Annotated in this window: 7 protein-coding genes; 4 read left to right on the forward strand and 3 right to left on the reverse strand. The window is 74.3% G+C overall.

Annotated elements, in window-relative coordinates; translation table 11 throughout:
- Positions 1 to 40: 40 nt before the first annotated feature.
- Complete coding sequence (locus ACFU6K_RS18725; RefSeq protein ID WP_380664363.1) at positions 41 to 3,142, reverse strand: SpaA isopeptide-forming pilin-related protein; 3,102 nt, start codon at positions 3,140 to 3,142, stop codon at positions 41 to 43.
- 329 nt (positions 3,143 to 3,471) lie between these two features.
- On the opposite strand from ACFU6K_RS18725, the gene hcp reads away from it, so the two are divergent.
- Entirely contained in the window at positions 3,472 to 5,142 is a 1,671-nt protein-coding gene (gene hcp / locus ACFU6K_RS18730; RefSeq protein WP_380664351.1) for a hydroxylamine reductase, read from the forward strand.
- Positions 5,143 to 5,232: 90 nt separating this feature from the next.
- Here hcp and ACFU6K_RS18735 read toward each other — a convergent pair whose 3' ends face one another.
- Together ACFU6K_RS18735 and ACFU6K_RS18740 are read right to left on the reverse strand one after the other, a co-directional pair.
- Positions 5,233 to 6,702 carry a PTS transporter subunit EIIC gene (locus ACFU6K_RS18735; RefSeq protein ID WP_380664353.1) on the reverse strand — a complete coding sequence of 490 codons (1,470 nt, stop codon included), beginning with the start codon at positions 6,700 to 6,702 and terminating at the stop codon, positions 5,233 to 5,235.
- A gap of 31 nt (positions 6,703 to 6,733) precedes the next feature.
- On the reverse strand, positions 6,734 to 7,339 hold the full coding sequence (locus ACFU6K_RS18740) for a MarR family winged helix-turn-helix transcriptional regulator (RefSeq protein WP_380664355.1): 606 nt from the start codon (positions 7,337 to 7,339) through the stop codon (positions 6,734 to 6,736).
- Positions 7,340 to 7,528: 189 nt separating this feature from the next.
- On the opposite strand from ACFU6K_RS18740, the gene ACFU6K_RS18745 reads away from it, so the two are divergent.
- The 3 genes from ACFU6K_RS18745 (at position 7,529) to ACFU6K_RS18755 (ending at position 10,215) form a co-directional block, all read left to right on the forward strand.
- The gene (locus ACFU6K_RS18745; protein ID WP_380664357.1) at positions 7,529 to 8,728 is read left to right on the forward strand and encodes a cytochrome P450; all 1,200 of its coding nucleotides are present in this window, start codon (positions 7,529 to 7,531) and stop codon (positions 8,726 to 8,728) included.
- A gap of 93 nt (positions 8,729 to 8,821) precedes the next feature.
- Positions 8,822 to 9,019: a ferredoxin gene (locus ACFU6K_RS18750; RefSeq protein ID WP_380664359.1), complete on the forward strand. Its 198-nt coding sequence runs from the start codon at positions 8,822 to 8,824 to the stop codon at positions 9,017 to 9,019.
- Positions 9,016 to 10,215, forward strand: coding sequence for an NAD(P)/FAD-dependent oxidoreductase (locus ACFU6K_RS18755; RefSeq protein ID WP_380664361.1), 1,200 nt, complete (start codon positions 9,016 to 9,018; stop codon positions 10,213 to 10,215). The genes ACFU6K_RS18750 and ACFU6K_RS18755 overlap by 4 nt, the downstream gene beginning before the upstream one ends.
- Positions 10,216 to 10,316 lie beyond the last annotated feature (101 nt).

The raw sequence follows: 10,316 nt of genomic DNA on the forward strand, positions 1-10,316 counted from the left end.
GGCGGGCACGGCCCGGTCAGGCGGTCAGGCGGTCAGGCGGTCAGGCGTTGGCGCCCCAGAGGAAGCCCGGCACGGGCGTGAAGCGCACGTACGGACTCCACTCGTCGCCCGGCGGGCAGGGGGTGGGCGGGCACGGCGGCGGCGGACACTTGCTGTCCTTGACCGTGACCGTCACGCACGGGTGGTCCCCGGTCAGCTCGACCCTGGTCACCGAGGGCCGCGACAGGTTGTAGCCCTCGGGTGCGGAGACCTCCTGCCAGTAGTAGGTGCCCAGCGGAAGGTGATCCGCCGAGCAGACGCCCGACGCGGGGGTCGTGCACGGCGGGCCGACGGCGGTGTCGGGGTTGTCCCCCGTGGTCTGCAGCCCGGCGACGCCGTTGCTCTCCCGCCACAGTTGGAAGACGGCGCCCGCCAGCGGCTGCCCGCTGTCGGCGTCGACCTTCTGGACGGAGGTGGAGCCGCTCGGGGTGGTCGGCGTCTGCGTGTCCTGGACGGGGACCTGGACGTTCTGCCGGCCCAGGTCGATGACGACGGTCGTCACCGCGGACTGCGGCAGGTCGTACCCGGGCGGCGCCGCCGTCTCCTGCCAGTAGTAGGTACCCAGCGGAAGGTTGTCCGCCGAGCAGACGCCCGTGGCCGGGGTGACGCACGGGGAGCCCACCGCCGTGTCCGGATTCGGGCCGGTGGCCTGCAGCCCCGGAACGCCGTTGGTCTCGTGCCACAGCTGGAAGGTCGCCCCCGCCAGGGGCTGCCCGGTGGTGGCGTCGATCTTCTTGACGGAGGTGGACCCGCTCGGGGCGGTCGTGTGGGTGTCCTGGACGGGGAGCTGGATGTCCTGCCCGTTGGTGTCGAGGACGACGGTCGTCACCGCGGACTGCGGCAGGTCGTACCCGGGCGGCGGCGCCGTCTCCTGCCAGTAGTACGTGCCCAGCGGAAGGCCGGACGCCGAGCAGACGCCCGACGCGGGCGTGACGCACGGGGAGCCCACGGCCGTGTCGGGATTGGCCCCCGTGGTCTGCAGACCGGCCACGCCGTTGGTCTCGTGCCACAGCTGGAAGGTCGCCCCCGCCAGGGGCTGCCCGGTGGCGGCGTCGGTCTTGGTGACGGAGGTGGACCCGGTGGAGGCGATGGTCTTGGCGTCGGCGACGGTGACCACGACGTTCTTCCCGTTCGCGTCCAGCACCACGGTGTTCACGTTGAGGTCGGGCAGGTCGTACCCGTCGGGCGCCGAGACCTCCTGCCAGTAGTACGTGTCCAGCGGGAGGCCGGACGCCGAGCAGACACCGGACGCCGGGGTCACGCACGGGGAGCCGACCGCCGTGTCCGGGGTGGCCCCGGACGTCTGCAGACCCGCCACGCCGTTGGTCTCACGCCACAACTGGAAGGTCGCCCCCGCCAGGGGCTGCCCGCTGTCGGAGTCGACCTTGGTCACGCTGGTCGAGGCGGTCGGCGCGGCGGCCGGGGTGTCGGCGACGGTGACCGGGGCGCTCTGCCCGTTGGTGTTCAGCACGACCGTGGTCACGTTGAGCCCGGGCAGGTCGTACCCGGGCGGAGCCGCCGTCTCCTGCCAGTAGTACGTGCCCAGCGGGAGGCCGGACGCCGAGCAGACACCCGACGCGGGCGTGACGCACGGGGAGCCGACCGCGGTGTCCGGGGTGGCCCCGGCGGTCTGCAGGCCCGCCACGCCGTTGGTCTCGTGCCACAGCTGGAATGTCGCCCCCGCCAGCGGCCGCGAGGTGGCCGAGTCGACCTTGGTCACGCTGGTGGACCCGGTCTCGACGACCGGGCTCTGGGTGTCCTGGACGGTGACCGGGACGGTCTGCCCGTTCGTGCCGAGGACCACGGTCGTCACCGGCGGCTGGGGCAGGTCGTACCCGGGCGGCGGCGTCGTCTCCTCCCAGTAGTAGGTGCCCAGCGGGAGGTCCGCCGTGGAGCAGACGCCGTTGCCCCTGGTGGTGCAGGGGGCGCCCACCTTGGTGTCCGGGGTGGTGCCGGTGGTCTGCAGGCCCGCGACGCCGTTGCTCTCCTTCCACAGCTGGAAGGTGGCGCCCGCCAGGGGCTGCCCGGTGGCGGAGTCGACCTTGGTCACGCTGGTCGAGGCGGTGGGGGCCGGCGGGTTGCCGCACTCCGGGAGGTCGCCGTTGAAGGGGTAGGCGTGGAACTCGGTCCCGGTCATGCCCAGACCGGAGTTGTGCAGCAGCGAGCCGGTGGTGAAGAACCGTCCGTTCAGGCCGGGCAGGTTCATCGTGGCGGTGCTGGCCGGGTTGCCGACCAGCACGCTGCCCTGGAACTGCCCCGAGCCGGTCAGGGTGACGGTCGTCGCGGTGGGGAAGTTCCACAGCAGTCGCTCGCGCAGCTGGTTCCACGGGTCGGTGTCCGCGAGGCTGCCGCTGTAGGTGTTGATGGTGCGGGCGTCGCCGACGAGGTTGACGAGGACGGTCGCGTTCGCGGGGATGCCGGCGAAGGCGACCCCCTGGGTCCCGCCGCCGCGGCCGACGATGTCGAAGTCGACGTTGAAGACCTGGAGGGCGGAGGTGCCGTCGCCGGTGAACAGGGTCTGGTACCCCTGGTTGACGGCGGTTCCGGTGGCCGGGCGGGGGGTGCCGGTCCCGGCGTAGCACGCGCTGGCCGTCTGCAGCTGGCCGCGCAGCGGCGCGTAGGCGGCCACCGCCTGCGGGTCGTGGACCTTCGTGCCGGTGACGGTGCCCGTGGTGGTGCCCGCGTAGCGGACGACGCCGCCCTCGGCCAGGAGCGACTGCCCCGGGGCCACGGTGACGTTGCCGCCGGCGGTGAGGAAGTCCGCGCCGTTCGGCGGGGGAACGCGCGAGCCGACGCCGACGATGCCGATGTTGTACACCGAGCTGACCCCGGCGGCCTTGCTCATGTCGAAGGAGCCGAGGGTCACCACGTGCCCCTCGGCCTCCGCGGCCGACCCCCGGACGTTGAAGTCGCCGCCGACGAAGATGTTCACCCCGGCGTCGCGGCCCGCGAAGGGACCGTTGTTGACCGGGGGGAACGTCGCCGGACAGTCCGCGCCCAGGCAGGGCCCCAGGCCGCCCGGCAGGCCGGCCGCCTGGGCGGCCGACGGTGCGATGAGCGACATGCCGAAGGGGACGAGCGTCAGGGCCAGGGCGGATCCCATCACCCTGCCGAGCCTTCGTCTCCAGCCGACGGCGGTCGCCTGATTCTGACTGGGCTTCACCACAGTCCTTTCCTCATATGAACCGAACAACAGCCCTCGGAGTGTTCTCGTCGGAGCCCCGAGCAGCGGTGACCCCCCAGCCGTTTCGTCTGAACGCCGCATACGTACACCCGATCGGACGCGGCGGACGCCGGGCGGCTGGGTCTCCCGACCCCGGATTGGGGCCCTCCGGCCCTGATGCGCCGTCAACGGCCGCCCCATCCTGGACTCGTCGAGGCCCCGTCCGCCCGCCGCCACCGAACGGCACCACGAGTCCCCGGAGGACCCGCATGTTCTGCTACCAGTGCGAACAGACCGACCGCACCGGCGCCACCCCCGGCTGCGCCGGTCCGATCGGCAACTGCGGCAAGGACTCCCCCACCTCGGACCTCCAGGACCTGCTGGTCCACGCGGTCAAGGGCATCTCCCAGTACGCCGCCAAGGCGCGCGCCCTCGGCGACCCGGACGACGAGGCGGCGGCCTTCGTCCTGTACGCGCTCTTCACCACGCTCACCAACGTCAACGTCAACCCCACCCGCTTCGCCGCCCTGATCCAGCTGGCCGTCGGCGTCAGGAACCGGGCCAGGGACCGGTACGAGCGGGCCGCGCGCGCCGCCGGACAGCAGCCGGAGACGCTCACCGGCCCGGCCGCCTGGACCCCGGCCGCGGCCCCCGGCGCCCTGGTCGGCCAGGCGTCGGGCGTCCGGGTGGACATCGGGCTCCCCCTGGTCGGGCCGGAGGTGGTCGGGCTCCGCTCGCTCCACCTCTACGCGCTCAAGGGCATCTGCGCCTACGCCCACCACGCCGACGTGCTCGGCCGCCGCAGCGCCGAGGTGCTCGGCGGCGTCGAGGACGCCCTCGCCTACCTGGCCGGCGAGCCGACCGACCCCGCCGAGCTGCTGGAGCGCGCCGTCGGCCTCGGCCGGCTCAACCTCGCGGCGATCGAACTGCTCGACGCCGCCAACACCGGCACCTACGGACCCCAGCGGCCCACCGCCGTCCGCACCACCCCGGTCGCCGGAAAGGCGGTCCTGGTCAGCGGCCACGACCTGCGGGACCTGGAGGCCCTCCTGGTGCAGACCCGGGGCCAGGGCATCAACGTCTACACCCACGGCGAGATGCTCCCCGCCCACGCCTACCCGCTGCTCAGGGCCCACCCGCACCTGGCCGGCAACTACGGCGGCGCCTGGCAGGACCAGCAGCGGGACTTCGCCGCCTTCCCCGGCCCGGTCCTGATGACCTCCAACTGCGTCATCGAACCGCACGCCGCCTACCGCCGCCGGATCTTCACCGCCGGGCCGGTCGGCTGGCCCGGCGTCCGGCACCTCGCCGACCACGACTTCCGCCCGCTGATCCAGGCCGCCCACGCCCTGCCCGGGTTCCCGGAGACCGCCGCCGCGGAGGAGGCCGTCACCGTCGGCTTCGGCCGGGACGCCGTGCTCGCGGTCGCCGACCAGGTCGTCCACGCGGTGCGGCGGGGCGACATCCGGCACTTCTTCCTGATCGGCGGCTGCGACGGCCCCACCCCCGGCCGCGACTACTACACCGACTTCGCCCTCGGCGCGCCCCGCGACAGCCTGGTGCTCACCCTCGGCTGCGCCAAGTACCGCTTCAACCGGCACGACTTCGGCGAGATCGCGGGCCTCCCCCGGCTGCTCGACCTCGGCCAGTGCAACGACGCCTACTCCGCCATCCGGATCGCCACCGCGCTCGCCGACGCCCTCGAGTGCGACATCGACGACCTGCCGCTCACCCTGGCGCTGTCCTGGACCGAGCAGAAGGCCGTCGCGGTGCTGCTCACCCTGCTCGCGGTGGGCATCCGCGACATCCACCTCGGCCCCTCGCTGCCCGGCTTCCTGACCCCCGCCCTGGTCGACGAACTGGTGAAGCGGTTCGGCCTGCGGGTGACCGGCGACCCGGCGGCCGACCTGGCCGCCGCGCTCGAACGGACGGCGCCGTGAACGCGGATTACGCCGTGCGCGCGGAGAACGCCGTGCGCGCGGCCGGATCCCGCCGCGTCACCCTCACCACCACCGACGGCGGCCCGGCGGCTACTCCGAACCCCCCTCCGGGGCAACGGCGTTGTACTCGGCGAGGGTCTCGCGGGTGAAGCCGAAGAACCAGGTGGCGAGGAAGCCCGCGAGGTAGCCGGTCAGCAGCCCGCCGCCGTAGACGGCGGCGCTCGCGAGGAGTCCGTGCGGGCCGGCCAGGAGCGGGAACAGGGCCCAGCCGGAGGGGCCGATGGCGGTGGAACCGACGGCGTCGCCGAGCTGTCCGGCCACCCCGATGAAGGCGCCGCCGGCCGCGCCGCCGACGCAGGCGGTGACGAAGGGGCGCCCCAGCGGCAGGGTGACGCCGTAGACCAGGGGCTCGCCGACGCCGAGCAGGCCGGCCGGGAGCGCGGACCTGATGGTGGCCCGGATCGAGGCGTTGTGGCGCAGTCTCAGGTAGACCGCCACCGCGCAGCCGACCTGTCCGGCGCCGGCCATGGCGAGGATCGGCAGCAGGACGGTGGAGCCCTGCTGCTGGATCAGGGTGGTGTGGATCGGGATCAGCGCCTGGTGCAGGCCGAGCATCACCAGCGGCAGGAAGAGGCCGCCGAGCACGAGTCCGGCGAGCAGGCCGCCGTGGGCGAGCAGCCAGGTGGCGGCGTGGCCGATGGCGGTGGAGACCTCCCCGGCGACGTACATCAGGCCGAACAGCGCGGCCAGCCCGCCGAGCAGGACGGTGACGGTGGGGGTGACCAGGACGTCCAGGGCAGCGGGCACCAGGCGGCGGGTCCAGCGCTCCAGGTGGACGGCCAGCAGCGCGGCGCCGAGGGCGCCGACCACCCCGCCCTGGCCGGGCGTCAGGTGGTGGCCGAAGGCCTCCACCTTGGCGACCCCGGCGTAGACGATCACGCTGGCCACCGCGCCGCCGAGCACGGGCGTGCCGCCGAACTCCTTGGCCGTGTTGTAGCCGACGAAGACGGCGATCAGGGACATGAACCCAGAGGAGACCGGGCCCAGGGCGGTGACCAGCGCCGGTGCCCAGTCGAGGTTGGCGAGGGCCCCGGAGAGGCCGGCGACGATCCCGCAGCCGATCAGGGCGGGGATCAGCGGGACGAAGATGTCGGCGATCCGGCGCAGCGCCAGCTTCACCGGGGTGGCGTTGCGCACCCGGGCCTGGGCCCGGATGCGCTCGCCGTGCCCGGCCAGGTCCTCCGCGGTGGGGGCGGCGCCGGTGGGGGCGGCGGCCGGCCCGGCCGCCCCGTCCCGCGGGCCTGGGGGCTCCAGGAGCAGGCGCAGCCGCGCGGTGACCCCGGCGACGGCGGCGGGCCCGAGCACGATCTGGTAGGTGTCGTCCTCGACCGTGCCCAGGACCTCCGGCAGCGCCCGGAGCGCCTCGGTGTCGACCAGGGATCGGTCCGCCAGGCCCAGCCGCAGCCGGGTCATGCAGTGGGCGACCGAGCGGATGTTGGCGGCGCCGCCGACCAGCGGGAGGATCGCCTCGGCCACGGCGCGGTTCTTCTCGTCCGACATGCCGGGGGACGTACCCGGGCGCTCCCCCGGCTCAACCGCCTTGGTACGCGGCGGTTCTGGCCCCCGCGGCCGGACCCGGTGCGCCGGCGGCGCCGTCCGTCCGGTCCGGGAGCGGGTCCTCGTCGGCTCCCGTGGCGCGCACCCGGTGCACGTACCGGTCGATGAGGTGGCGCAGCACGGTGGCGGTGGTGACGACGTCCGCCTCGGGGACTCCGTCCAGCGCGTCGGCGAGTCCGATGATGTTGGCCTGTTTCAGACGGTCCAGCACCTCCCGTCCGCCGGGGGTGATGGCCACCTGGCGGGCCCGCCGGTCCTGCGCGTCCTGGCTGCGTTCCACCAGCTGCTGGCCCTGGAGGCGGTCGATCTGGCGGGTGACGTGGGAGGGTTTGACCATCAGGCGGTCGGCCAGGTCGCTCACCCGGCTGGCCTCCGCGCGTTCGGCGAGCGCGCGCAGCAGGTAGACGTCCGAGCGGGCGGCGGTGATGCCGGCCTTGGCGGTGCGGCGCTCGTGCTCCTGTGACCGTGTCAGCAGGTAGGCCAGGGTGGCCAGGACGTCCTCCAGGCCGTCCAGGCCGTTCGGGCCCTGCGGCCCGCAGGCGGTGGTCCGGTCGTCTTCGGCGTCTTCTTCGTCCGACATGGGGGAACTGTAGCGATCCGGTACGGGCGGCGGCCGGGGCGGGGAGCCGGTGCCGGATTTCGGACAGATTCGGCCGTCACCCGATCCGCCCTTCCGCCACCACGGAACGCGAGTTAGCGTGACGTTCAGTTAGTTGCTTTGGGCACGTAACTAGGTGCCCACGGCTCGACTCCGGAAGGGGATCCACCGATGGCCACCGCCCAGAAGACCCCCCGCTTCACCCACCCCGCCGCCCGCGGCACCTGCCCGTTCGCCCCGCCGCCCGCCTACGACCAGGCCCGGCAGGAGGAGCCGGTCAGCCGGGTCACCCTGTGGGACGGCTCCACCAGCTGGCTGGTCACCCGTCACGAGGACGTCAGGGCCGTCCTCTCCGACGCCCGGTTCAGCTCCGACTCCACCCGGCCCGGCTTCCCGTTCATCAGCGCGGGCGCCCGGCAGCTGAACACCGGGCGGCCGACCATCATCCGGATGGACGCCCCGGAGCACACCCACTTCCGGCGGATGCTGACCGGCGAGTTCATGATCAAGAAGGTCGAGGCGCTGCGCCCGGAGATCCAGCGGATCGCCGACGAGCTGCTGGACCGGATGACCGAGGGGCGCTCCGGCGCCGACCTCGTCCACGAGTTCGCCCTGCCGCTGCCGTCCCTGGTGATCTGCCTGCTGCTCGGCGTCCCCTATCAGGACCACGACTTCTTCCAGGAGTGCAGCCGCGTCCTGCTGCGCCGCGACTCCAGCGCCGAGGACGTCGCCGACGCCCAGGCCAAGCTGGTCGACTACCTGGTCGGGCTCACCGAGACCAAGCGCACCGACCCCGACGACGGCATCCTCAGCCGCCTGGTGGAGCGCGGCGAGCTGAGCACCGAGCAGATCGGCGACATGGGCCGGCTGCTGCTGATCGCCGGACACGAGACCACGGCGAACATGACCGCGCTCTCCGTGCTCGCCCTGCTGCGCAACCCCGAGCAGCTCGCCCACCTGCGCGAGCACCCCGAGTCCGTGCCCGGCGCGGTCGAGGAGCTGCTGCGCTACCTGAGCATCGTGCACTCCGGCGTGACCCGGGTCGCCGCCGAGGACGTCGACCTGGGCGACGTGCGGATCGCGGCGGGCGAGGGCGTCATCTGCATGGTCAACACCGCCAACCGGGACGAGCGGGAGTTCCCCGGCGGCGACGAGCTCGACCTGACCCGCGACGCCCGCCGCCACCTGGCCTTCGGCTTCGGCGCCCACCAGTGCCTGGGACAGCCGCTCGCCCGCCTGGAGTTGCAGATCGCACTGGCCACCATCCTGCGCAGACTGCCCGAACTGCGCCTGACCGTGCCGTTCGAGGAGGTCCACTTCCGCGGCGAGATGCTCATCTACGGCGTCCACGAGCTGCCGGTCGCCTGGTGACCCGGGCTCCCCCAAGAACCCCCACAGGCACACCAACCCACCTGCCCCGCACCGGAGTTCACGCCACGGGGCACCCGTTCCGAAAGGAAGACCATGCTCGTCCGGATCGACCAGGAGAAGTGCTGCGGCGCCGGGCACTGCGTGCTCGCCGCCCCCGACGTCTTCGACCAGCGCGACGAGGACGGCATCGTCGTCCTGCTCGACGCACGACCGCCCGCCGAGCTCCACCAGGCCGTCCGGGACGCCGCCGCGGTCTGCCCGGCCGCGGCGATCAGTCTGGACCAGGCGTGACCGCACTGCGGGACGTGGCCGTGGTCGGCGCCGGCGCGGCCGGACTGCACGCCGCCGAGGCGCTGCGCCGCGCCGGCTACGACGGCCGCCTCACCCTCATCGGGGCCGAGCCCGAGGCGCCGTACGACCGGCCGCCGCTGTCCAAGCACCTGCTCGGCGGGGAGTGGCAGCCCGATCGCCTGGCCCTGCGCGGCCCCGAGGCGCTGGAGGAGCTCCGGCTCGACCTGCGCCTCGGGGTCCGGGCCGAGCGGCTGGACCGCCGGGAGCGGACCGTCCGGCTCTCCGACGGCGGCCGGGTGCGCTGCGAGGCCGTCATCGTGGCCACCGGGGTCCGCCCGCGCCGGCTCCCGGGCGCCGACGCGCCGCGGCCCGGGGCGCACGTGCTGCGCACCCTCGCCGACGCCCTCGCCCTGCGCGAGGAACTGCGCGCGGGCGTACGGCTGTTGGTGGTCGGCGGCGGGCTGCTCGGCGCCGAGGCGGCGGCCACCGCCGTCGGGCTCGGCGCCGAGGTGACCTGGCTGACCTCCACCGCCACGCCGCTGGCCGCCGTCCTGGGCACCGAGACGGCCGCGCTGCTGACCGGCCTGCACCGCGAGCACGGGGTGCGGCTGCACCGGGGCGTGGCCACCGGGCTGCTCGAACGACGCGGCCGGGCCGTCGGCGTCCGGCTCGCCGACGGCTCCGAACTGGCAGCCGACGCCGTGCTGATGGCCGTCGGCTCCGAGCCGGCCACCGAGTGGCTGGCCGGCAGCGGCGTCCCGCTGGACGACGGCGTGGTCTGCGACGCCTACTGCGCCGCCGGCCCCGGCGTCTGGGCGGCCGGGGACGCCGCCTCCTGGCCCGACCCGCGCACCGGCCGCCACCACCGGCTCGAACAGCGCACCAACGCCACCGAGCAGGCCATGCACGCGGCCCGGAACCTGCTGGCCGGCCCGGACGGCGAACGGCAGGCCTACCGGCCGGTCCCGTACCTGTGGACCGACCAGTACGGGCTGCGGGTCCAGGTGTTCGGCCGGCCCGGCGACGCCGAGCGGTTCGAGGTGGTGGACGGCAGCCTGGCCGAGCACCGCTTCGCCGCCGTCTGCGTCCGGGACGGCCTGGTCACCGGCGCGGTCGGGATCGCCTCCGCCCGGGCGCTGCGCGGACTGCGCGCCCAGGTGGCGGCGCACGGCCCGTGGCCGCCCGAGCCGGCCTGAGCCGCCCCGCCCCTTCGTCGCCGTCGCCTTCGCCGCCCGCCAGTGCCGCCCGCCGTCCCCGCCCGCCAACCGGGCGAGGCGGCGGGCGGACCGGCATGGTG

Source organism: Kitasatospora sp. NPDC057512, assembly GCF_042802135.1.
In the GTDB taxonomy this organism is placed as follows: Bacteria; Actinomycetota; Actinomycetes; order Streptomycetales; family Streptomycetaceae; genus Kitasatospora.